Raw genomic sequence first — 21,885 nt, forward strand, 5'->3', positions numbered from 1 at the left:
CAGCCTCCGCTTATAGTGCGCCGAGATTACGTAAAGCCACACTTAAGTGCTCTTTCATTGCCACTTTGTCTATCATATTTTCCAAAGCAACAATTTCTCCAGCAACTTGTTGAGCAACCAATTGTTCGGCAATATCTTTGGTGCCAACAAAAATATCACTGGCGGTACCTTTAGCTGAGCCAAGATCAACGTGGTCAACCTCGGCACTGACTTGAAGATCTTTTAAAATATTTTTGATGCTCATTTCCATCATTAGGCTAGTGCCTAAACCATTTCCGCATACGACTGTAATTTTCATATTGTTTCCTTTTAATAATTAATAACGCGCGATGATGTTGAGGATGTCATCGACGTTTTCTGATTGCATGATGTTGTCAATATCTTCTTGGTTATCAAAAAGTTCAGCGAGTTTAGCGATAGCGCCGATATGGCTGTTGCTATCGGTTGCGGCAAGAACAATTAATAACTTAACAGGATCGTTGCCATCGGCACCAAACTCAACACCGCGTTTAATAACGGTAAGGCCAAGAGATAGCTGATTGACGCCGTCTTCAGGGCGAGCATGTGGCATTGCAATGCCTGGGCCCAGTACATAGTAAGGACCAATCTTTTCATGTGAATGAATGATGGCATCAACATAAGATTGTTGAATACGGTGGTTTTTGAGGAGTGGTTCGCAAGCGATTTGGATCGCATCGCGCCAATCGGTGGCACTTTCAACAACCTGAATGACATTGGGGGTCAATAATGTGGTTAACATTAAGTTTGCTCCTGGTGGTGTAAAACTATTTTTAGCTTTTTTTCTAACTAAGGGCATAGTAGTGATCAATGGTAGCGCTATCTAGTCGAATTATTCATTTTCGTGATAGCGCTATCATTTCGCATAAATAAAGCCAATAAAAACTCAAGAACACGAAAGTCCACTCATGAACAAAACTAACCTGTGGTAAGTTATAGTGAGATAAGAGTGAATAGAGCAAAAAATAATTTTTTATGGAAAAAATACGCAAGAGAAAGAATACAGGACGAGTTACGCTACAGGATGTGGCTAAATATGCAGGCGTTGGTTCAATGACTGTATCTAGAGCGTTGCGTACACCAGATTTGGTCTCAGATAAACTGCGAGAAAAAATCAATGAAGCAATCACTGAGCTAGGATATATACCAAATTCAGCCGCAGGTATATTGGCATCAGGTCAAAGTCGTACAGTTGCTGTATTGGTGCCTTCATTAAGGGATTACGCAAGCTCTGCATTTCTGCAACCATTACAAGAGGTCCTCAATAAAAATAGCTATCAGGTTGTTATTGGTAGTCATAACTATCAGCAGAAAAAAGAGTCTGAAGTCCTCTTTACGTTACTGCAAAGTAACCCTGCTGCTGTGGTTATTTTTGGTGGGATTAATTCAGAGAGCGTATTTAGTTATCTCAAAAACCTTGATATTCCTGTTATTGGTGTGGCGGGGGAGTCGAGTCATCTATTCTCATTAAATATAAGAAGTAATATTGGTGAAGCCGTATTTTTTCTAACCAACTACATGTTGCAAAAGGGATATCGGAAAATAGGCTATATTGGTGCTCAGATGGATAGCAAAATACAGAGCCAACAACTGAGTGGTTGGACTAAAGCGATGCTAAATCATTATCATAGCGCAGAGCAAAGTATTACGACACCGTATGTGGCGACAATGGATTTTGGTCGTCAAGCGATTAGTGAAATGTTAACTCGGCAGCCGGAATTAGATGCAGTAATATGCAGTCATGAAATGATTGCGCTAGGTGTTTTGTTTGAATGCCAAAGAAGGTTAATTAAAGTGCCTTCTATGTTGGCAGTGGCTTGTGTTGAAGGGTCGTCTAATTGTGATTATATTCACCCGTCGTTAACATCGGTGCGTATTGATTACAATAAAATGGCGAAAGAAACGGCGAAAAAATTACAAAAATGGTTAGCTGAACCTGATAGTGGTTCTCCGCATCAACAAGAAGAAATTATTTTTCCCTATAAATTCGAAGCAAGGCAAAGCGCATAATGATGAAGTTTGTTGTTTTTTTGTTAACATTATTGGGTTTATCAACATCAACGGTATCAGCGGCATCGATAGCGAAAGGATATTTACCAGCAGTACAGAATATATATGTATTGTTTAGTGGGGTATTAGTAAAAGGCCCAGTGAAAGAGATAAAAGCGACTTTTTATACCGAAGATAAGACGGTGACACAGGATATCCAATTAAAATTGGATCAAAAGAGTTGCATTGAAAGCTTTGAATCAATTTCTCATGGCATACAACAGCATATTCAACTCAAAAGAGATAATAACCAACTGAAGGGCAGCAGCAATGAAGGGGAAATTATCATCGATTTAGACGAACAGTGCCGTTTTATATCCCAAAAAGACTCTTATGGTACGACGTATTTTGAATATGATGAACGTAACTACATTAAGAGTATCCATTCTAAAGAGGATAACGGCACCGTTGATAAGGTAGTATATAGTAATTTAGGTGAGTTACAGGAAATGAATTACTATGATAAAAATCAGTTATATATGCAAACTCTCTTCAAGCCATTAGCTGATATAAACCGTTATGCGGATATTCAAATAGAGCAGAAAATGTTAGGTGATTTGGGCTATATTTCTGAGAGAAAATGCCAATATAATCATTTTGGTGCACCAACAAATTGTCAAATTTTGACCAAATATGATGTTGATGGAGAGATGCAAACTCAACGGCAATCTGTCGTGATTGACACACAGTTTGAGGAGTGACAATAAGCACAAGATTAACTTATTGATTAAATAACAGTTAGCTTGTGTGCCATGCAAAAGCGGAGGGGATCGTTAAAAGAAGTCACGGCACTTGAATTTGTGTCTATTTAATGAAACTCACATTTTTTCGATGAGCGCCTCTTAAGTGAAAACTAAGGAGGCGCTTTTTAATATTATTCTTTATTAATTTGCATTTTTCTTTGAATAAAACGCGTTTCTGCTTGCTGCAAGTAGCTTTGAATTAATTGGTAGATTTCGTCGCGTCGATCGTATAAATCGCTATTATTTTTCAATATAGGTTCAACTTGTTCGATAAATCCCTTCATAAAATCATTAAGCTTTAACTGCTTGTGAGCAATCTGCGCGTAATAAAATTGATATACATACGATGCATGTGTATGGGAGAGAGGAGCACTTGCGTTAAAATTGTTGGTTGCAAGTAATAGCAATTGAATGTTTGTCATGGTACACCCTATCAGAGAGACACGTAGATGCTACCGGACTAAAATAAAATCTATTGTCAAAATTAGCCGTAAAATTTTAGTTTTTCAATCAAAGGGCTATTTATAGGAATATTCTGTATTTGCTGTTGTTTGCTGGTATGGCCTTTATTTAATCGCCCCTTTCTTACTAGTCGCTAACCTCCCTCAAAATCATTAATTTTCATAATGAATATGGCATTAAGAAACACAAATACTCGCAATAAGAGTAGTTGTTTTTGAGTTTATATGTAAATTATTTTTATGTTTAGTGTCTGTTGTAACATTTAGCTTATGGATATGGGCATGTAGTACTACAGCATGTTTCCACGCGAGAGAGGAAAGTTGCATCATCGTACCCGTTCAAAATTGATAGAGAACGTTAATGACAGAATGCAGGTGAGTACTTTGTATAAAAAGACATAAAGAAACACACTACAACTAAAGAGGGTAACTGATCATTTAGCTGAGGATTTTCTTCATGTCGGTTATCTTGAAAACAAGATACATACAAGCAAATATCAGCAAAAGCATCATGTGATAAACACTAAAAAACAGAATAGGTTGCAGAATATATTGCAATTGAGAGGACAGTTTTTATTTTTTTATGATCAATCTACTCCTATTTAGGGTTGGTTAATACTCTGTAATACATATTATCTAATTGAATAATTTATTTATGTTTATTCATGCTTGAAAATGAAATATGATTAATACTTAAATTAAATAACTATTTTGAGTGTTATACCCAAGAGTTCTTTTTGGGAGGAAGACACAAATTGTAACAGTTTGCTGTATTGCTGACTCTTATTTTTAAACATTATTACTGTTAGGATTACTCTCGGTTTGTGTGAAGGAATGCGTAAAGACTGAAATGGCGAGCATTTAATTGTTACTATCTATTATATTGTAAGGATTTTTTAATCGATGAGAGTTCATTTTAATTTATATAGTAAGGTAACTTTAAGTAATTAATAGGATGTATATCTCTATTAGAAATAGCACCTCAATCCATATTATTTAGAAATACTTGATTAAGATACCTACTGTTCAAGTGATCTGTCTTTATTATCAAATTACTCGTTGTGTTATACAAGAGCGAAAAGTATGAATATGGTTAAATTGCTCATTACTGTATTACTTATTGGTTGTTCATTTTTATTAGGGGTAATGGTTAATTATAAGCCAAACCCAGATCTGATTAAATTGGCCAAATACAATGTGGCAGATTACTTGTCTTATCCTGAATCCGCATCATTTAGGAATATTAAGTATAATTTTATTCGCTCAACGGCTGATAAAGGGGAGGTCGGCTATGTTTGTGGTGAAGTACTGCGTGTTAAAAATGCAAAAATCGAGGGTTATAAGCGATTTGCCGTAAAAACGTATAAAAATCAAGATGGCAGGATTGCACTATCGATTCCGCTCGTAGAAGGTGATTATGATTTGTTACCTTTATCGGTCATGGAATCTTTATGGACAAGATATTGTCAGTAAATAGATATTTTATTTTACTTTTTATTAACATTTAAAACGTAAAGTAATAACTGTTTAATATTATTAGGTATCTACAGGAAAGGCTTGAATATTAGCAAAGCTGTAAATTAACTGGCTATAAAGATTAACGCTTGATAACGTCGCTATTATCAAGCGTTTTCTTTATTGTTATTTATTTAATGTATTGATTAATAACTGATGGCGGCTATTGTAAAACTTAAGATAGGTCATATAACCTGCCAAAATGGTCGATAAGCTGGCTGTTGCTAGTAACATAAAAGTGACCATGATTTGATATTTCACTGCTTCTAATGGATCAACCCCAGCAAAAATTAATCCAGACATCATACCGGGTAAACTGACAATACCGACGGTTTTTGCGGAATCTACAGTCGGGATTAAGGATGCGCGAATACTGTCTCGAATAATGGCGATAGAGGCCACCTTAGGTGTTGCACCTAAACTTAGCATCTCTTGTATTTGTTGTTGTTGGCTACTAAATCGTTGGCCTAGATTATTGAAACACAGACCGACAGCAATCATGGCGTTCCCTGCGATCATGCCTGTGATTGGAATAACTTGCATCGGGGTAAAAGCTATTGCTTTTGTGATGATCAGTATTAATAGGGTTAAGAGTGTTCCAGAGGTAATGGCGATAAAAGCGGTCAAAAAGATTTTATCAATATATTTACTGCGCTTTTTGGCATTCCAAGCCGCATTAAAACAGATAAACATCACCATCGCGATAGTCAGAACTTCATGATCAACATTAAAAATGTATTTTAGAATATAGCCAACAATCAATAGCTGGATGATAGCGCGTAGAGTGCTCCAAATAATATCTTTTTCTAATGCCAGTTTTTCTTTATGGCTGATAAAGATAGCGACCAAAACAAGCATAATAGAAAAGCCCAGAGATTCATTGGTAATAGTGGGTTGGTGCATGACTCATTCCTATTTATCTGCATTATGGACGGGAAGGGTAATAATGTCATCAGCATGTGCAATTTCATCCTGATCATGAGTCACCCAAAGAATAGCGATATTTTGTTGTGTCGCTAATTGGTGGATTAGCTCATTAACTTTTACTTTATTTGCTTCGTCTAATGCGCTGGTTATTTCATCTAACAGTAATATTTTTGGTAGAAACTGAAGGTTGCGAATCAACGAGATACGTTGTTTTTCTCCACCAGATAATTCATTAATGCCTTTTTCTAATATTGAATCGGGTAAAGAAAAGTAACCAAGGTCTTTATAAATTTTATCTTTATTAAACGGTAGCTTACGTATCTGATAAGGGAAAAATAAGTTATCGTAAACGGTGGCTCCAAATAAAGAGGGGGTTTGAGTGCAATAAGAAACCTGTTGGCGATATTCCTCAGGGGGGATGGTTGAATAGTCATTGCCATTGAAGATAATTTGCCCTGAGGTAGGGGAAAGTAATGAAGAGATGATCTTAAGTAGCGTACTTTTACCGCATCCCGAAGGCCCCGTAATGAGTTTAAATTCACCAGCCGATAAATCAAACTGAACTTTATCTAGTATTGTTTTGTTATCAATAACATATCCAATATTTTCTAATTGCAATAAACCGCGGTTTTTATCCATTTTTACGCTTAGCCCATAGAGTTAATGTGACGTCATGCAGGCAATTTTATAATTGATCATTGATTTGCTCGCGACATGAAACGGAACAAGGAATTTACCTTGTATTGTAATCCAAAATATTATGCGCCATTCACGCTAAGATTGACATATTAAGCGGAGCAGGGATCAAATAAAGAAGATGATTAGGATTAAGAAAATACATCTATTGATGGTTTTTAAACCATATTACATGGCTTAATCAAATAACGATATGTAGCAATAGGAATGTCATTAATGGTAGTGCAAAGAAATTAACGTTACATTGTGTTTAACAAGAGAAATTCTTAAAGCTGGGGCTATTTACCTTGTTGTTAATTGCAGATATTCTAACAAAAGGAGATGGCATTCCTCCTGTTTAAAAACCGTCCAAATAAAGGGCTGATGATGCCTGCGTTCACCTTTTTAAATGATAGGGTACAGGTATTATGTGCCCTGAATATTTGGGGTATAAATGAGAGAGATCCCGTTCATTTATCCCCTTAAGCGCGATAAGGGGCTTCGTATGTATGCATCACTTTTTTCTATCGCATTAGGCTCAATTTTAGGTGGCTGGCTAAGATGGTTTGTGGGGCTGAAGCTGAATAACTTATACCCAAATATTCCGATGGGAACTGTTTTTGTCAATCTTGTCGGGGGATTTGTTATCGGTTTTGCCATTTCTTATTTTGCCAATGCCAATATTAGCCCCAATTATAAACTATTTATTGTCACCGGCTTTTGTGGCGCGTTTACTACATTTTCCACTTTCTCTTTGGAAGTATTAACGTTGATCCAAGAAGGGAAGTTAATGGTTGCATTGAGCACAATCGCCATTCATGTCATAGGCGCACTCATTTTTACTTTTTTAGGCATGATGAGTCACCACTGGCTCACTCAGTCGTAATCAACGAGTAGGGTAGATAGATGTAGGTGAAAAATGTGGTTGTTAGGCATTCGATAATCATCTTCTGATATTGCTGTGTTGAGAGCGGCAATCGTAAAATATTTCCCCAATTGATCTGTAAAATCGAGATCAACAGCAATAAATAGTCTGTTATTCCACGATGGTGTATTTTGAGGTGGTTATTTTTCCATTATGGCTAAAAGGATGACTTAAGAAATCTAACGCACTTTAGCTATGATATTATTAAAGACTATCTCGACAATAAATCCCCCATTATTTTTGGATAAAATATCACCAGATAGTATGTGATCTTAGTGATGGTTAGTCGTCATTTTATGGTTATTGTGAGTAAAAAAACACGTTTCGAGGGTTAAATTTAACAAATTAGTAATAAAGTAGATTGTTTGGAATAACTGCTTTTACTTGCCTACAAAATTATTCTTTTCTAAAAATAATAAGTATATTTTTTGCAAACTCTCCATCTGACAACAGAATATAATCCCGTTGATTAATAAATAAACTAAAGTGTTATTCATTGTTAATGAGCTTTAATTAGAACGATAACGCTGCTCTTTAGCTAAAAAACAGACTAATTCTAATGTTATATGACGCTATGGTGTCATTTGTCACTGCTAAGGGGATGAGTCTTCTATTTTGCTATTCGCCCATTCTTCTAGAACGTTATCTATACATATTGATTTTCGATGATATTATGATTTTTACTGCTGTTTTTTATTAATAGCAGCGAAATAATCTTAATTTTGGCTATATATCACACCATCACTAAAAATATATTTTGTATAAAAATAAATAATAAAATTTATCATCTAAAGAAAATTGAATTAGAAACAGATATTGACGGGGAAAAGTTATGTCACAGATGTTAGCACTGTTTATTATCGTTTTGATTTTATACATTGGGGATGCTATTGCAGTAAGAACCAAAGCGTGGATCCCTTCCGTATTTGTATGTGCTGTTTTATTCCTATTCGGTTATTGGACATTCTTCCCTAAAGATATCGTCAGCATTGCCGGAATACCGCAAGTCGTGGCGGTGATGTTGATGTATCTGTTAATTACTAATATGGGAACGCTGCTATCACTCAAAGAGCTGTTGCGGCAGTGGAAAACCATTTTAATTTCGTTATCAGGGATCTTGGGCATCATTGTTTTTATTTATGCTGCCGGAATGGTGTTATTTGACCTGAATACAGTATTAGTGGCGATCCCTCCATTAGTCGGTGGTATCGTGTCATCCTTGATCATGTCTAAAGGTGCTGCTGATGCGGGTCTTATTGACCTATCGGTTTTTGCCATCCTTATTTACGTTATGCAGGGGTTTGCGGGTTATCCATTGACAGCGGTAATGTTAAAACGTGAAGGGCGTCGAGTGCTTGAGCAATATCGTCATGGTCAGTGGAAGGCGTCATTATCGGTTGAAGGGGCCGATAATGTTGAAGTGAAAACAGTCGTTTCAGAAGATGAGATGCCGAGATTATTTAAAAAAATTCCTTCTCACTACAATACCAGTTACTTCAAGTTTTTGCGCTTAGCAGCGGTGGGGTACCTTGCTTATTTAGTTTCTACATGGGCAGCACCTATCGTGAGTATTAGCCCGTTTGTATTATGTTTACTATTTGGCGTTATTGCATCGTCACTGGGCTTTTTGGAAAGACAACCGCTACAAAAAGCGAATGGTTTTGGTTTTGCCATTATGGCGTTAATGCTATTTATTTTTGACACTCTGAATCATGCAACCCCAGACATGTTATTAAGGCTTGTCTACCCTATGTTGGTGCTGATCATTGCAGCCGTTATTGGGATGTATTTAGCTTCGTGGATTGTGGGAAAAATACTGGGTGTCTCTAAAGAGATGGCCTTTGCCGTGTCGTTAACCGCACTGTATGGCTTCCCTGCCGACTATATCATTACGAATGAAGCCATCAATGCGCTGACCAAAGATGAGAAAGAGCGTCAAATTTTGACCGGACATATGTTAGGGCCGATGTTAGTCGGTGGATTTATCTCAGTAACCATGGTTTCTGTGGTATTGGCTGGGATTATGGTTGGTTTTATTACACCGCTTGCAGGGTAAATGATGATGGAAACAAGTACATTAAGAATACAACGCCATTTAGAACAATTGGCTGAATTTACAGCAACGCCGGGTCAAGGAACGACACGAATGAGCTATAGCGAGCAAGATAAGCAAGCACGTGATTATATAAAACAGCAAATGCGTGCACTTGGCTTGCAAGTTCGAGAAGATGCCATCGGTAATATTTATGGTCGTTTAGAAGGCTCAGAGGAGGGATTGCCTGCTGTGATTATTGGTTCACACTTTGACTCTGTTCCCCATGGCGGCGCTTTTGATGGCCCGGCAGGAATTGTGACAGGGTTAGATGTGGTTGCGCGTATTCGTGAACAACAATTGCAACCCCGTTACCCTCTTGAAGTGATCGCATTAGTCGAAGAGGAAGGTACGAGTTTTGGTCGTGGCTTGATGGCATCAAGTGTCATTACTGGGCTTATCGGAACTCAAACGCTATATCAACTGAAAGATAGGCAGGGTGTTTCGGCAGCGCAACGCATGGCAGATGCGGGCTTTAATGCAGATAAGGCGGCAGAGGCAGTGCTGGCACCTTCATCAGTCAAAGCATTTTTAGAATTGCATATTGAACAAGGTCCAGTGCTAGAGCAGGCCAATGAAGATATTGGAATTGTAGATATTATTGTTGGTATTGCACAACTGGAAGTGAAGTTAAGCGGTAAGGCGGGACATGCAGGAACGACACCAATGGATATGCGCGCTGACGCATTAGTCAACGCTAGCCGTATCATTAGCCAAATTCCTGATATTGCTACTGCCGCTGGGGATAATACGGTTGCAACAGTAGGGCGATTAAACGTCTTACCAAATGGCGCAAATGTGATCCCAAGTGAAGTGACTTTTAGCGTCGACATTCGCTCAAGAAATGAATCCGCTTTGCATAACACCATCGAGCAGATCATTGCATTGGTGAAACAAGAGAGTGCTAAAGGCAATATTCAAAGTGATATCGTTCAGCCTCTTTATGTGTCTCCTACCGAATTAGCCCCTGAAATCCATCAATTGATGGTACAACATGCACAAAAGCAAGGTTTGCGTTATCGCACTATGGTCAGTGGTGCGGGACATGACACGATGATTTTTGCCGGTATTACGCGCACGGGGCTAATTTTTGTGCCTAGCCGTAATGGGTTAAGTCATCACCCTGATGAATGGACGGATTATGCACAAATTGCGCTAGGAGTCGATGTAATGTTCGCGACGGTTCGTTCGCTAACAGAGTGTTAAAGTGAAGAGAAGTATTATGTGATTAAGCAGATGAAGGCGTCTGTGCATAAGAAGGTAAAGGTAGAAAAATGGTAAACACAACAATTACAGCAGCAATCAAAAAACATACCGCAGATATGATTGCATTTCGTCGAGACCTGCATTCACACCCTGAATTGCCATGGGAAGAAGTACGAACCACTAAACGGATTGCGGAAGAGTTAAGTAAAATCGGTATCGAATATCGTTTAACAGAGCCAACAGGCATTATCGCGGAAATTAAGGGCGGTAAACCGGGAAAAACCGTTGCATTACGAGCTGATATCGATGCGCTACCCGTACTTGAGCTGAATGATGCATTAGACTATAAGTCTCAAAATCAAGGAAAAATGCACGCTTGTGGTCATGATGCGCATACCTCTATGTTACTGACGGCGGCAAAAGCGTTGTATGAAATTCGTGAGGATTTGAAAGGCAATGTAAGGTTGATTTTCCAACCGGCGGAAGAGATTGCTCAAGGTGCACGTGAAATGGTCAAGCAAGGTGCAATTGACAATGTTGATAACGTTTTTGGGATGCATATTTGGTCTACAACCCCCTCTGGGAAAGTCTCTTGTAATGTGGGGGGAACCTTTGCGTCGGCGGATTTACTTGTCGTGAAGTTTAAAGGACGTGGCGGTCATGGTTCGATGCCTGAAGCAACGGTCGATGCGGCTGTTGTGGCTTCTTCTTTTGTGATGAACTTACAAGCTGTCATTTCACGGGAAACATCGGCACTTGAGTCTGCAGTGGTCAGTATCGGTAAAATGGACGTGGGAACGCGTTTTAATGTTATTGCGGAGAATGCAGTATTAGACGGAACGGTACGTTGTTTTAATATCGAAACTCGGGATCGTATTGAAGCGGCTATCAGACGTTATGCAGAACATACCGCAGCGATGTATGGGGCTACAGCAGAAGTTATTTATACGTATGGAACACTGCCTGTGATCAATGAAGAGCGTAGTGCGCTATTGGCGCAATCTGTCATTACACAAGCATTTGGTGAAGATGCGTTGATGTTTGAAAAACCAACGACAGGTGGCGAAGACTTTAGTTTTTATATCGAAAATATTCCAGGTTGTTTTGCTTTATTAGGTTCAGGAAACCCTGATAAAGATACACAGTGGGCGCACCATCATGGGCGTTTTAATATTGATGAAGACGCAATGGCAACGGGAGCTGAACTGTATGCACAATATGCATGGTCCTATTTACAACAGGATAATTTCTAGTTAATGGTTCACCTTGTCGCGATAATCGCGGCAAGGTTTTATTTGTATTCTTACCTGCCGATAGAATCGTTTTATCTCATCGTTAAATCACAAGATACCTTGATGGATATTGTGAACATCAAAAATAAATCTAGCCATAAATGTCATCTCCCCTAAAAGAGACGCAATTTAAAATTTTTAGAATACGTGAAGTATTGAGATTAAAATTTAGCTATAAATATAAAGAGAGAGAATGTTTTTATTTTTATTCTATTAAAAATGGTGATTTTGCGACGAATAAATAAATTATTAATATAGTGTTTAAAATATTTTACCAAAATACGCATAGTCAAATATAAACAAATGATTGTATATTTCACTTAAGTGGCCTATTTTATTGACATGCTTGTTTTCATTAATATAATTCGGTGAAGTTTTACTTATATTGTGATGAGTAACAATAATTGAAACTCATCACAATTAAGCTAAGACTCATGATGTTTAAATATCGCTTTTCTTAAACGTTGTTGCTGCTCGAAACGTTGCTCTTGTGTTAATTGAGCGTCGTGAGAAAGCTGTGCCAGCAATATATTCATATTTGAGATTGAGTTTTCTGCTAATAGTGCGTCAACGTGTTTAACAATATTGTCGTAGTGTTGCATAACTATCTCCAATAGACATGATTAAAAATTATAACACATGGAATGTGGGTAGTATTATTTATTGTGGCTGTCGATGATTTATTTTTTATTACATCTAGCATAGGAATAAGATATTGAAATTAACCGTTATACTGCTGTGTTTTCTACTGTGTGCTTGTACATCAAAATGGGAACCAATAGGCCCTGTGGAATGGACTTACCAAGAGGCAGATTCACAATGTGAATTTGATTCTTTTAAGCGATTTCCAGTTCGTAACGAAGTCGCCCAAAGAACGGTGTATGAAACAATTACGAAAAAATGCAAGAAAAACGATGAATGCGGTAAAGAGAAAACTTATGAGGAAAAAGTTCCCAAGACGGAAAGTTATGTTTTGGATGTGAATAAAGATAGCCGCCATCGCGAATATATGAGTTGTATGAAAAGAAAAGGGTGGCAAGAGAAAAATATCTACTTTTGGGAATAGGCGCTTGCTAGCGTTTAATTAGATAAAAACTCAGATAGAGCCTTATGTGATAACTGAGGCTCTATCTATTGAGTATGCGTCAAATGGTAGACATCTAATTTTGTTTATCAATGATCATGACAGCCATGGTATTTGGCTCAAGTGCTCGCATAATATGCGGCTCATCACCGGGGTAGTGGATATAGTCACCGGGAAACAACTCTGTTGGGTTATCTAAAGGGCCAACCATGGCACGACCGCTCATCAAAATAATATGTTCACTCACACCACGCATATGAGGTTCTGAAATACGATCTCGCCCAGGCTCAGCAACCACAGTATAGATATCACGTTGTGAGTTTGCGGGTGCTGCTGAAAGTAAAAAAGCGAGATAATTAGCATGTTCAGCACTGACTTGAATACCATCACCATGGCGAATGACGGTGACTGGCTCATGTCTATCTTCAATTAATCGAGAAAACGGCACATCTAAAGCGACACAGATAGCCCATAGAGTTTCAATACTTGGATTGCCATTTCCGGCCTCTAGTTGCGAGAGTGTCGATTTAGCAATGCCCGCCTGACGAGAGAGTTCGGAGAGTGACAGACCACTTTTTTGCCGTTCTCTGACTAATGCTTTGGCGATTAACTCAATAGGTGGAGTGAAGGAGCTCAAGTTTTAGTTTCCTATTTTGATTGCACTTTTAGATAACTACCGACATAATGAACGAACGTATTATATATCGAACGACTCATTATGCTAACCTCAACGCTTAATCATAGCACGGTAAAAAACATTGCACTGGTTTGTCTTGCGGATTTAATTGTCGGCATCTCATATGGGGCGCTAGCGCATTCTCAAGGATTTGATTTTTGGGTTCCTTTGACTCTTTCTATTTTAGTGTTAGCAGGGGCGTCAGAATTTCTTTTTATTGGGGTCATTTTTTCAGGCGGAAGCCCTATTTCTGCTGCCTTGGCGGGGTTACTCGTGAATTCACGGCATATTCCATTTAGCTTTGCCGTCAGTGAATTAGCGGGGAAAGGCCCAAAAGCGCTATTGGGTTATCATATTATGAATGATGAAAGTGTGGTATTTGGGTTATCTCAGGAAACTGAAAAAGAAAAAAGAGCGGCATTTTGGTTATGCGGATTAGGGATATTAATTTGTTGGCCAATAGGCGTATTGATTGGTGAAGGTGTAGGAAGCTTTATTCAAGATACTCATACACTTGGTATGGATGCGATGTTCCCCGCAATTATATTGGCGCTTTCATTACCCGCATTGAAAGATAAGCGATTGCGGTTAGCGGCAATCGTTGGTGCTGTGATTGCCGTGATCGCTACTCCCTTTTTACCAGCAGGGATCCCCGTATTACTGGCCTTATTAAGCTTAGTTATATATGTGAGAGGTTAATAATGATGGATAACCCATGGCTGATTTTGAGTGGAATTTTATTGCTGGCAGTGGGCACTTATCTAATGCGCTCATCGGGTGCCTTGCTCAAAGGAAAAATTATTTTATCAGATAATAGCAAGGCTCTGTTTTCAGCAGCAGCTATTGTGATCTTGTTTTCAGTTGCGATGACTTCGACAGTATTTGAAGGTGACCATTTTTCGGATATACCTAAAATAATTGGTGTATGTGTAGCCGGATTGCTTACTTGGTATCAAAAACCTTTTATTGTCATTGTGTTATCTGCTTCTGTGGTGACCGCATTACTGCGCTTAATTTTTTGATATTAGCTTAAAACGCCCCGTTCAAACGGACAAGGGCGTTTAATTCACAATAATTTGATAAAACGAGTGGATGGAAATTAAACGGTAAGATCTTTGATTTCGTCCGTTGCTGCATTTTTTTGGACAGAAGCAATCCCTTTTAATGCCGCTTGTTTAGTTGAATACATCTCGCTACTGGCGATAATCTCATGATTGGCCGCTTTAAGAACAAAATAATAAGGCTGAGCGGTGTCTTTTGTTGATTTTTTCAGTTCAAAATAACCCATGATTGACTCCAAAAATGGTATAAAGTGGACACTCAGAATGTCGCAATACTCGCTATTGCCTCTTAAGATTAGAAATAAATAGGCAAATTTACTAGTTTCAGAGCCTATTTAATTTGAAAAAAAAGCCTCTATAACATAGAGGCAATCGTAGGATTAATAGAACTAATTATTGTTAGTTTAAGATAACGAATATGAAGAATAGATGCTATTTGATTCTGCATATTAATCTAAAAGGTCGCATCTATAGATATTTTATTTTAGCGTTTATTGTGCAGCAGGCTCTGGTGCTGGTGCACTCTTTGTTGGTTGTGATGTGGGTTTCTGTTTTGCTGACACATATTCAGGCACTTCAATAATACTCATTTTAACAAGGTAACGTTTACCATCAGCCGCTTTTGGTGCGTCATTCGCTAATTTTTTCAATGTCTCATTCGGTGTCGTTGTTTGTTGAGCAACACTAAACAACACATTGTGGTGGTTCCCCATATGTGGGCGTGAAGAGCGGTTATCAGGGCCGTTGGCTGCTGCGGCAAATCCAACAGACATTAACATGAGAGCAAGTAAACCAGAATTTAGTTTGTTCATTGATATATCCTCTTATTTGTATTGATTCAGATAATCAATTAATTCATTTTTTGCCGCAATCGCTTTTACCTCCTTTGACCGAAGCTTCACAATTACTGCACTTTTTCCATATTTTCTACTTAATTAGCCCCGCTCGTATCGACAAGGACTATAAAAAAGCATCACTTGTGCGGTGTCTACTTGAGTGGCTGGAAGGCGGCATGATAATCGATTAGCATGGTAGTTAAATAACAAAATAGCAATAAAGTGAGCCGTTATGTCTGAGATACAAATTCCATTTTCAATATTAGATCTCGCACCTATTCCACAAGGCGCTTCTGCGAAGGAGGCTTTCTCTCACTCTTTAGATTTAGCCCAATTGGCCGAGAAACTTGGCTTCCACCGTTATTGGCTTGCAGAGCATCATAATATGACGGGAATTGCCAGTGCCGCCACCTCGGTGTTGATTGGTTACCTTGCCGCCAATACCACAACACTGCATCTTGGCTCTGGGGGCGTGATGTTACCCAATCATTCACCGCTAGTGATCGCTGAGCAGTTTGGCACATTGAATACGTTATATCCTAATCGAATTGATTTAGGGATCGGTCGAGCGCCTGGGAGTGACCAACAAACCATGAGAGCGTTACGTCGCCATATGAGTCATGATATTGATAATTTCCCTCGCGATGTGGCTGAGTTGGTGAATTGGTTTGATGCAACAGATCCTAATCCTCCTGTCAGGCCAGTTCCCGGTTATGGTGAAAAGATACCTGTGTGGCTGCTAGGATCAAGTTTATACAGTGCGCAACTTGCAGCCCAAATGGGGTTACCTTTCGCCTTTGCCTCTCATTTTGCCCCTGATTTGTTATTACAGGCATTACAGACGTATCGGGAAAACTTTACGCCCTCATCTAGGCTCGCTAAGCCATATGCAATAGTTTGTATTAATATTATTGCTGCTGATACTGTTCGTGATGCGGAGTTTTTATTTACATCTATGCAGCAAGCTTTTGTGATGTTACGTAGAGGTCAGCCTGCACAATTACCACCTCCAGTGGAAGATATGGGGAAAATTTGGTCGCCTGCTGAACAATTTGGCGTGCAACAAGCACTCGGGATGTCATTAGTGGGGGATAAAGCCAAAATTCGCCATGGGCTAGCATCCGTATTACGTCAAACTCAAGCGGATGAAATCATGGTTAATGGGCAAATTTTTGATCATCAAGCCCGCTTATATTCATTTGAATTAGCGATGCAAGCAATGCAGGCGCTGAGAGAGCAGTAACGCTTATGAATAGCGGTAGCGACACTATTTATCCCATTAATATAAAATCCGTTTAGCATCACGAGTTAACCGCATTTTTATGGGCTACAGGCGATAACGAGAGGTATTGACCTGTGGCCCAAGCTTCTTCTGTTCGGCTAGATTGCATTCAAGACGCTGGCTTTTAAACGATGCTCTGTCAATTGAGCACAATGAATCGACTTATTTTCCCAATGCTAGAGGGCGACTCAAAATGGCAGAGTACGTTCAACGTGGTAGCATTTAGCTATTATTTTAGAGGATAAGTGAGATAACCCAGAATAATCTGGGTCATAGACGGCTAACAAGCGATTTGTGGCAGATGGGGTTCAAGAGGGGGCAGACCATGAGCCGCTCTAGCTCGGTCACAAGCTTCATTATGAACGCCATCAACCCAAGATTGCTCGAATTCGCGGCAAGGGGTAGGCCTTTGACTATAGATAGCACAAGAGACACATTCACCAACCGTACCGGTTAATGCTGTGCAGCGTGTATTGTGTTTTTGATTGGTGCCCTTCATTGCACTCATAAATGGTGTTATTTGCTCAGTGAGATCTTGAGGAACCGTGCCACCACCACTTTCGCTTTCTGCCCAATAAAATGAGACGCGAAAATAAGCGCAACAAGCACCACAACTTACACAGGGATTATTTTCAGGATCAGTTTTTATTATATGAGTAATATTGGTCATATATAAAATCACTAAAAAATTTTGGAAATAATGACCCGCAGAAAACGGGCTGACGCAACATAGGCAGGAGGCCTAGAATCGTTGCTCAAACGCTATTATCTTACGTATTATTTCCGATTGGCAAGGTTTTTCAGTGTTTCATACTGATATTTCTCATTATCTATACGATAAATAAATTCGATTAGAATTTAAAAAAAAACAAAAACTGCACCTTAATCAGTCGTGTTGCAACTTTTGGGGTGCAGTCAGTGGATAATTTTATCTTAAATTACGCTAATGTAAATTAGACGTGTTTTAGCTCACCATCATCCTCTTGGTTGTAGATGGTTTTGTCAGTTTCACCCATTAATTGGCTAGTGACCGTGCCCGCTGTCATAGAGCCGCTGACGTTGAGGGCGGTACGACCCATATCAATCAGAGGTTCGACGGAGATCAGTAAGGCAACCAGTGTGACAGGTAACCCCATAGCAGGGAGTACAATCAGCGCGGCAAATGTTGCACCACCACCAACACCAGCAACCCCTGCTGAGCTAACAGTAACAATCCCAACTAATGTCGCAATCCACAGTGGATCAAATGGGTTAATGCCCATGGTGGGGGCAACCATAACAGCTAACATAGCGGGATAGATACCAGCACAACCGTTTTGACCGATTGTCGCGCCAAATGAAGCCGAGAAGCTGGCGATAGATTCAGGAACACCAAAGCGACGAGTTTGAGTTTCAATATTCAGAGGAATACTGGCGGCACTCGAACGGCTTGTGAACGCGAATGTTAATACAGGGCCTGCTTTTTTGAAAAACTTAATAGGACTGAGGCCTGTTACCGCAATGAAAATACCGTGAACGATAAACATCAGTGCTAGTGCGACGTACGACGCTATCACGAATGTGCCTAGATTAATGATGTCTGATAGGTTAGAGCTTGCAACAACCTTGATCATCAACGCCATGACACCATAAGGTGTTAAGCGCATAACTAGACGGACGAGTTTCATTGCCCAAGCTTGCAGCACATCGATAGCCGCGAGCGCTTTTTCACCACGTTGTTGGTCATCTTTGAGTAATTGCAGAGCAGCAACCCCCAAGAAGGCAGCAAAGATAACCACGCTGATAATAGATGTTGGGCTAGCGCCCGTCAGATCAGCAAATGGGTTTTTAGGAATAAATGATAAAATAAGTTGTGGAACAGTTAGATCAGACACTTTGCCCGCATAATTATTTTGAATTGCATCAAGGCGAGCAGTTTCTTGTTGACCTTGAACCAAACCTTCGGCAGTTAAGCCAAAAAGATTCGCAATCAAAATACCAATAAGTGCGGCTATTGCAGTGGTTAATAACAGTGTTCCGATAGTTAAGAAACTGATTTTACCTAACGATGATGCCTTGTGCAGACGTGCGACCGCGCTCAGTATCGATGCGAAAACTAATGGCATAATCACCATTTGCAATAGCTGTACATAGCCATTACCCACGATATTAAACCAGAGAATAGAGTCTTTCAGTGTTTGGTGATTAGTACCGTACACCAAATGGAGAGCGACGCCATATGCCACACCAAAAACCAGACCTAATAGAACTTTTTTCGACAGGCTCCAGCCTTTTGCCCCTAGTTTTGCCAGTAGTATGAGCAGTGCTACAAAGACAAGCACATTAATAATTAAAGGAATATTCATTCCGAACTCCAATCGCAGTTTTTTGAATTATGTTATTAGCGCTGTAAACCTTAAAGGTTATAAGGAATTAGCTCATCCTAACAACTGGTTATATGTTATCAGCAGATAAAAGACAATTCTTATACTGAAAAGTAATAACTTATGATGAATGATGCTTACAGTATATTACAAAATAGATGACTATGTAGACATGCGTATATCTATTTGATTATGAATATATTTTATTATGCTTTCAAATTGGCTATGAAAATCAAAGCTATAACTAACGGGTATAAAGCAAGCACAAACAGCCAAAACGATTGCGATAAAACGTTCTGCACGTTTATTTGACTTGCTACGCAGTAACGGAAAACAAAAACGAAAAGGCAGAGGCCATAAGAAGGGAACTCCGGAAGGGGTGAGTATATCAGCCACTAAATGGCTCATATAACCCAGTAAAAATGCTTGGATCAAATCATTAGGAATAGGCCAGTTGGCCGGTAGCCATTGGTAACAGGCGAGCACTAATAGTAGCCATGCGATTAAACTGTGTGTAAAACCTCGATGCCCACATAATTTGGAAATCGGCAGGGAAAGGATCCTTAACATCCGGCCGGGTATCGATGAAGGGTGGTCGATATCGGGGAGTAATGCCCCCAATAGCGCACCTGGCACCATATGCAGCCAATCACCTTGAGCAAGCTCAGGTGTGATCTCTAGCTTATGTGCCATTATTAATGAGGCGACAGAAAATAGCAGGTGCCCTTCAGCGGTCATGGTGGATAAATTACCATCTGTTTATCTATACAGTTAGGAGGGCAGTATAAAGCGTTTAAAAAGAATATGATAGGGCTAGAAATGCAAAAAACTCTTAGTTATTAGCAAATAACATCAGAGTTTTATACTTTTATGTAATATCCCTATCAAAACGTGATAGGGACGGGCGAAAAAAGCGGCAATAGATAATTAACGCAAATATTTTTCGGTGAGTTCATTAAGTGATGCGAGTTTAACATCCGCTAATCCCCAACGCGGATCATGAAAATGCTGTTGGTCAGGAACAACGATTGAGCGCATTCTTGCCGCTTTTGCAGCAATCATACCGTTAAAGGAGTCTTCTAGTGATACGCAGTGGATGGGTTTTGTCTCCAGCAAAGCAGCTGCATTGAGATAAACTTCAGGGTGCGGTTTACTGTGAGGTAAATCAGCCGCCGAAACAACTGCCGAAAAATAATCACGGATCTCAAATAAGTTCAGTACTTTCTCTAACATGTATTGCGGCGAGGCAGAGGCGAGGGCGATATTCAATCCCATTGAACGGCATAGTTCTAATGCGTGATGCACACCGGGAAGGAGGGGACGCTGCTCTTCAACTAAGCCAATAACACGATCAATAATCATCTGTTCGACTTCTTTTAGGCTATGTCCTTGCCACGGAGAAGCGTGATACCAAAGCTCTACGACATGGTCGATTCGTAAGCCTAGTGTATCGGGTAGTTTATCAGCGATGGATAGGTCGATGCCTAATTGAGTAAAAATTTCACGCTCCCCTTGCGCCCAAAAAGGCTCAGAGTCAATCAGCAAGCCATCCATATCAAAGATAACAGACTGGATGGATAAGTTGTGGTACATGTCAAAACTCCATTCATGTATGTGTGACCTTGCCATGTTTCAAGGTGTTGTATGCAGTAACAGGATTGACCCAATTAATTTGTCACCGTATCAATTCAAGGTATTGCATATCATCTGAAACTGATAGCCCTTTATTGCGATGAGTATTGTAGCAAGTCACTGACTGATTATATATATCGAAACGGTCATCTTTATCTTGAGTGTGAACGTTCCCCAAAAGTTGGATCTTTATGAAACTATTCAGTTATGGATTGAAAATGCTCGATAACATGGCTGAGATATCAACACAGCAATCCATATCCGACACACGGGAATATGGGAATGACAAGCCCCCTAAATCCGTCATATCGCGGTTGCGGTCTAAGAAGTGGGCAGCTTTGCCACTGACGACAATGGGCAGTCACGAAAGCGCAAGTTAAATAATCTGAAATTGCGAGTATCCGTATTATTCCTTGTGGTAAATTTGGTGGCTTTATAAAAATTCAGTTATGATTAGTTATAAAAAAATTTTTAGAGGGTCAATAATGAATTACCAGACTGCAAGTTATGTCGCAATCGGCAAGCGTATTATCGGTTGGATTGTTTTTCTTGTAGCATTGATTTCCACTTTAGCGTCATTAGTCAAATTGGCGGGTATGAAAGGGTTAGAAGGAGAGGGTATTAATGCAGTAGCCAATGATTTTATTAAATTAATGGCTGAAATGACGCGCCAAAGTACACCGTTTCTTAATGTCTTCTGGAACAACTCCCCAGTACCTCAAGTTGCCAATGGTTTTTCAGGCGCGAATATCGGCTTTATCATTATCTTTCTTTTTATCTTTGTTGGCTTAGCACTAAGCGCTTCTGGCTTACGCATGTATCGACAAATTAAATTTATTCGTGAAAGCCTCGAAGATCACGTGATATTGGAAAAAGCCAAAGGAAATGAAGTCTCGAAAGAAGAGCTTGAGGCTAAAGTGACGATCCCTCGACACACCATATTTACCCAATTCTTTATTCTTTATTTTTCGCCAATCGCATTCGGTATAGTTATCTATTTGGCATTAAAGTTGCTGAATTGGTAATTATCTGGCCCAGTCAGGCATCG

The 21,885-nt window shown here is 39.4% G+C and carries 25 protein-coding genes and 1 riboswitch; of the genes, 12 read left to right on the forward strand and 13 right to left on the reverse strand.

The features are described 5' to 3' along the window. Positions 1-10: 10 nt before the first annotated feature. Together PR699_RS01105 and PR699_RS01110 are read right to left on the reverse strand one after the other, a co-directional pair. Positions 11-298, reverse strand: coding sequence for a PTS sugar transporter subunit IIB (locus PR699_RS01105; RefSeq protein WP_004918996.1), 288 nt, complete (start codon positions 296-298; stop codon positions 11-13). A gap of 18 nt (positions 299-316) precedes the next feature. Next, positions 317-760 carry a PTS sugar transporter subunit IIA gene (locus tag PR699_RS01110; protein ID WP_014658177.1) on the reverse strand — a complete coding sequence of 148 codons (444 nt, stop codon included), beginning with the start codon at positions 758-760 and terminating at the stop codon, positions 317-319. Between the two features lie 233 nt (positions 761-993). Between PR699_RS01110 and PR699_RS01115 the strand changes: the two genes are divergently transcribed. Both PR699_RS01115 and PR699_RS01120 read left to right on the forward strand, forming a co-directional pair. Further along, on the forward strand, positions 994-2,028 hold the full coding sequence (locus PR699_RS01115; RefSeq protein WP_041705293.1) for a LacI family DNA-binding transcriptional regulator: 1,035 nt from the start codon (positions 994-996) through the stop codon (positions 2,026-2,028). After that, on the forward strand, positions 2,028-2,768 hold the full coding sequence (locus PR699_RS01120) for a YnfC family lipoprotein (RefSeq protein ID WP_004919004.1): 741 nt from the start codon (positions 2,028-2,030) through the stop codon (positions 2,766-2,768). Before PR699_RS01115 ends, PR699_RS01120 begins: the two co-directional genes overlap by 1 nt. Positions 2,769-2,941: 173 nt before the next feature. On the opposite strand, the gene PR699_RS01125 is transcribed toward PR699_RS01120, so the two are convergent. Then, on the reverse strand, positions 2,942-3,232 hold the full coding sequence (locus tag PR699_RS01125; RefSeq protein ID WP_004919006.1) for a hypothetical protein: 291 nt from the start codon (positions 3,230-3,232) through the stop codon (positions 2,942-2,944). A gap of 1,122 nt (positions 3,233-4,354) precedes the next feature. Between PR699_RS01125 and PR699_RS01130 the strand changes: the two genes are divergently transcribed. After that, positions 4,355-4,744 carry a hypothetical protein gene (locus PR699_RS01130; protein WP_004919010.1) on the forward strand — a complete coding sequence of 130 codons (390 nt, stop codon included), beginning with the start codon at positions 4,355-4,357 and terminating at the stop codon, positions 4,742-4,744. 168 nt (positions 4,745-4,912) lie between these two features. Here PR699_RS01130 and fetB read toward each other — a convergent pair whose 3' ends face one another. Both fetB and fetA read right to left on the reverse strand, forming a co-directional pair. Next, the gene (gene fetB / locus PR699_RS01135; RefSeq protein WP_004919013.1) at positions 4,913-5,689 is read right to left on the reverse strand and encodes an iron export ABC transporter permease subunit FetB; all 777 of its coding nucleotides are present in this window, start codon (positions 5,687-5,689) and stop codon (positions 4,913-4,915) included. 9 nt (positions 5,690-5,698) lie between these two features. Then, positions 5,699-6,352: an iron ABC transporter ATP-binding protein FetA gene (gene fetA, locus PR699_RS01140; protein ID WP_004919017.1), complete on the reverse strand. Its 654-nt coding sequence runs from the start codon at positions 6,350-6,352 to the stop codon at positions 5,699-5,701. 365 nt (positions 6,353-6,717) lie between these two features. After that, positions 6,718-6,789, forward strand: a riboswitch (Fluoride riboswitch). Between the two features lie 104 nt (positions 6,790-6,893). Between fetA and crcB the strand changes: the two genes are divergently transcribed. The 4 genes from crcB (at position 6,894) to PR699_RS01160 (ending at position 11,864) form a co-directional block, all read left to right on the forward strand. Continuing rightward, complete coding sequence (gene crcB / locus PR699_RS01145) at positions 6,894-7,274, forward strand: fluoride efflux transporter CrcB (protein ID WP_014658179.1); 381 nt, start codon at positions 6,894-6,896, stop codon at positions 7,272-7,274. An 871-nt stretch (positions 7,275-8,145) separates the two neighbouring features. After that, the gene (locus PR699_RS01150) at positions 8,146-9,369 is read left to right on the forward strand and encodes a hypothetical protein (protein WP_272577818.1); all 1,224 of its coding nucleotides are present in this window, start codon (positions 8,146-8,148) and stop codon (positions 9,367-9,369) included. Positions 9,370-9,372: 3 nt separating this feature from the next. Continuing rightward, complete coding sequence (locus PR699_RS01155; protein WP_272577819.1) at positions 9,373-10,611, forward strand: Zn-dependent hydrolase; 1,239 nt, start codon at positions 9,373-9,375, stop codon at positions 10,609-10,611. Positions 10,612-10,679: 68 nt separating this feature from the next. Further along, positions 10,680-11,864: a M20 family metallopeptidase gene (locus tag PR699_RS01160; RefSeq protein WP_004919023.1), complete on the forward strand. Its 1,185-nt coding sequence runs from the start codon at positions 10,680-10,682 to the stop codon at positions 11,862-11,864. Between the two features lie 464 nt (positions 11,865-12,328). Here PR699_RS01160 and PR699_RS01165 read toward each other — a convergent pair whose 3' ends face one another. Beyond that, the gene (locus tag PR699_RS01165; protein WP_004919027.1) at positions 12,329-12,505 is read right to left on the reverse strand and encodes a DUF2526 family protein; all 177 of its coding nucleotides are present in this window, start codon (positions 12,503-12,505) and stop codon (positions 12,329-12,331) included. Positions 12,506-12,618: 113 nt separating this feature from the next. Here PR699_RS01165 and PR699_RS01170 point away from each other — a divergent pair, with 113 nt between their 5' ends. Next, on the forward strand, positions 12,619-12,969 hold the full coding sequence (locus PR699_RS01170; RefSeq protein ID WP_014658181.1) for a hypothetical protein: 351 nt from the start codon (positions 12,619-12,621) through the stop codon (positions 12,967-12,969). 94 nt (positions 12,970-13,063) lie between these two features. On the opposite strand, the gene PR699_RS01175 is transcribed toward PR699_RS01170, so the two are convergent. Next, the gene (locus PR699_RS01175; protein WP_004919030.1) at positions 13,064-13,624 is read right to left on the reverse strand and encodes a helix-turn-helix domain-containing protein; all 561 of its coding nucleotides are present in this window, start codon (positions 13,622-13,624) and stop codon (positions 13,064-13,066) included. An 81-nt stretch (positions 13,625-13,705) separates the two neighbouring features. Here PR699_RS01175 and PR699_RS01180 point away from each other — a divergent pair, with 81 nt between their 5' ends. Next, the gene (locus PR699_RS01180; protein ID WP_014658184.1) at positions 13,706-14,362 is read left to right on the forward strand and encodes an AzlC family ABC transporter permease; all 657 of its coding nucleotides are present in this window, start codon (positions 13,706-13,708) and stop codon (positions 14,360-14,362) included. 2 nt (positions 14,363-14,364) lie between these two features. Further along, on the forward strand, positions 14,365-14,685 hold the full coding sequence (locus tag PR699_RS01185) for an AzlD domain-containing protein (RefSeq protein ID WP_004919032.1): 321 nt from the start codon (positions 14,365-14,367) through the stop codon (positions 14,683-14,685). Positions 14,686-14,762: 77 nt separating this feature from the next. On the opposite strand, the gene PR699_RS01190 is transcribed toward PR699_RS01185, so the two are convergent. Both PR699_RS01190 and PR699_RS01195 read right to left on the reverse strand, forming a co-directional pair. After that, complete coding sequence (locus PR699_RS01190) at positions 14,763-14,951, reverse strand: YegP family protein (protein ID WP_004919033.1); 189 nt, start codon at positions 14,949-14,951, stop codon at positions 14,763-14,765. A 264-nt stretch (positions 14,952-15,215) separates the two neighbouring features. Then, entirely contained in the window at positions 15,216-15,536 is a 321-nt protein-coding gene (locus PR699_RS01195; protein ID WP_014658186.1) for a hypothetical protein, read from the reverse strand. 256 nt (positions 15,537-15,792) lie between these two features. Between PR699_RS01195 and PR699_RS01200 the strand changes: the two genes are divergently transcribed. After that, a complete protein-coding gene (locus tag PR699_RS01200) occupies positions 15,793-16,803 on the forward strand; it encodes an LLM class flavin-dependent oxidoreductase (RefSeq protein ID WP_004919035.1) in 1,011 nt (336 codons plus the stop codon). A gap of 319 nt (positions 16,804-17,122) precedes the next feature. On the opposite strand, the gene PR699_RS01205 is transcribed toward PR699_RS01200, so the two are convergent. The 4 genes from PR699_RS01205 to hxpB form a co-directional block, all read right to left on the reverse strand. After that, positions 17,123-17,512, reverse strand: a complete 390-nt coding sequence (locus PR699_RS01205) for a YkgJ family cysteine cluster protein (RefSeq protein WP_004919036.1) — start codon at positions 17,510-17,512, stop codon at positions 17,123-17,125. 283 nt (positions 17,513-17,795) lie between these two features. Then, a complete protein-coding gene (locus PR699_RS01210) occupies positions 17,796-19,187 on the reverse strand; it encodes an L-cystine transporter (RefSeq protein WP_004919037.1) in 1,392 nt (463 codons plus the stop codon). A 180-nt stretch (positions 19,188-19,367) separates the two neighbouring features. After that, the gene (locus PR699_RS01215; protein WP_004919040.1) at positions 19,368-19,943 is read right to left on the reverse strand and encodes a metal-dependent hydrolase; all 576 of its coding nucleotides are present in this window, start codon (positions 19,941-19,943) and stop codon (positions 19,368-19,370) included. A 189-nt stretch (positions 19,944-20,132) separates the two neighbouring features. Next, entirely contained in the window at positions 20,133-20,798 is a 666-nt protein-coding gene (gene hxpB, locus PR699_RS01220) for a hexitol phosphatase HxpB (protein WP_014658187.1), read from the reverse strand. 524 nt (positions 20,799-21,322) lie between these two features. Between hxpB and PR699_RS01225 the strand changes: the two genes are divergently transcribed. Then, the gene (locus tag PR699_RS01225; RefSeq protein ID WP_014658188.1) at positions 21,323-21,862 is read left to right on the forward strand and encodes a YniB family protein; all 540 of its coding nucleotides are present in this window, start codon (positions 21,323-21,325) and stop codon (positions 21,860-21,862) included. Positions 21,863-21,885: the final 23 nt, after the last annotated feature.

Source organism: Providencia sp. PROV268 (assembly GCF_028477805.1).
Lineage (GTDB): Bacteria > Pseudomonadota > Gammaproteobacteria > Enterobacterales > Enterobacteriaceae > Providencia > Providencia stuartii.

What these genes read in the sequence shown, in the direction of transcription:
- PR699_RS01165 (WP_004919027.1), bottom strand. Translation starts at nt 12,505, where the DNA reads ATGCAACACTACGACAATATTGTTAAACACGTTGACGCACTATTAGCA.
- PR699_RS01125 (WP_004919006.1), bottom strand. Translation starts at nt 3,232, where the DNA reads ATGACAAACATTCAATTGCTATTACTTGCAACCAACAATTTTAACGCA.
- fetA (WP_004919017.1), bottom strand. Translation starts at nt 6,352, where the DNA reads ATGGATAAAAACCGCGGTTTATTGCAATTAGAAAATATTGGATATGTT.
- PR699_RS01185 (WP_004919032.1), top strand. Translation starts at nt 14,365, where the DNA reads ATGATGGATAACCCATGGCTGATTTTGAGTGGAATTTTATTGCTGGCA.
- PR699_RS01180 (WP_014658184.1), top strand. Translation starts at nt 13,706, where the DNA reads ATGCTAACCTCAACGCTTAATCATAGCACGGTAAAAAACATTGCACTG.
- fetB (WP_004919013.1), bottom strand. Translation starts at nt 5,689, where the DNA reads ATGCACCAACCCACTATTACCAATGAATCTCTGGGCTTTTCTATTATG.
- PR699_RS01225 (WP_014658188.1), top strand. Translation starts at nt 21,323, where the DNA reads ATGAATTACCAGACTGCAAGTTATGTCGCAATCGGCAAGCGTATTATC.
- PR699_RS01160 (WP_004919023.1), top strand. Translation starts at nt 10,680, where the DNA reads ATGGTAAACACAACAATTACAGCAGCAATCAAAAAACATACCGCAGAT.
- PR699_RS01105 (WP_004918996.1), bottom strand. Translation starts at nt 298, where the DNA reads ATGAAAATTACAGTCGTATGCGGAAATGGTTTAGGCACTAGCCTAATG.
- hxpB (WP_014658187.1), bottom strand. Translation starts at nt 20,798, where the DNA reads ATGTACCACAACTTATCCATCCAGTCTGTTATCTTTGATATGGATGGC.
- PR699_RS01130 (WP_004919010.1), top strand. Translation starts at nt 4,355, where the DNA reads ATGAATATGGTTAAATTGCTCATTACTGTATTACTTATTGGTTGTTCA.
- PR699_RS01110 (WP_014658177.1), bottom strand. Translation starts at nt 760, where the DNA reads ATGTTAACCACATTATTGACCCCCAATGTCATTCAGGTTGTTGAAAGT.
- PR699_RS01120 (WP_004919004.1), top strand. Translation starts at nt 2,028, where the DNA reads ATGATGAAGTTTGTTGTTTTTTTGTTAACATTATTGGGTTTATCAACA.
- PR699_RS01150 (WP_272577818.1), top strand. Translation starts at nt 8,146, where the DNA reads ATGTCACAGATGTTAGCACTGTTTATTATCGTTTTGATTTTATACATT.
- PR699_RS01215 (WP_004919040.1), bottom strand. Translation starts at nt 19,943, where the DNA reads ATGACCGCTGAAGGGCACCTGCTATTTTCTGTCGCCTCATTAATAATG.
- PR699_RS01190 (WP_004919033.1), bottom strand. Translation starts at nt 14,951, where the DNA reads ATGGGTTATTTTGAACTGAAAAAATCAACAAAAGACACCGCTCAGCCT.
- PR699_RS01200 (WP_004919035.1), top strand. Translation starts at nt 15,793, where the DNA reads ATGTCTGAGATACAAATTCCATTTTCAATATTAGATCTCGCACCTATT.
- PR699_RS01210 (WP_004919037.1), bottom strand. Translation starts at nt 19,187, where the DNA reads ATGAATATTCCTTTAATTATTAATGTGCTTGTCTTTGTAGCACTGCTC.
- PR699_RS01195 (WP_014658186.1), bottom strand. Translation starts at nt 15,536, where the DNA reads ATGAACAAACTAAATTCTGGTTTACTTGCTCTCATGTTAATGTCTGTT.
- PR699_RS01155 (WP_272577819.1), top strand. Translation starts at nt 9,373, where the DNA reads ATGATGGAAACAAGTACATTAAGAATACAACGCCATTTAGAACAATTG.
- PR699_RS01205 (WP_004919036.1), bottom strand. Translation starts at nt 17,512, where the DNA reads ATGACCAATATTACTCATATAATAAAAACTGATCCTGAAAATAATCCC.
- PR699_RS01115 (WP_041705293.1), top strand. Translation starts at nt 994, where the DNA reads ATGGAAAAAATACGCAAGAGAAAGAATACAGGACGAGTTACGCTACAG.
- crcB (WP_014658179.1), top strand. Translation starts at nt 6,894, where the DNA reads ATGTATGCATCACTTTTTTCTATCGCATTAGGCTCAATTTTAGGTGGC.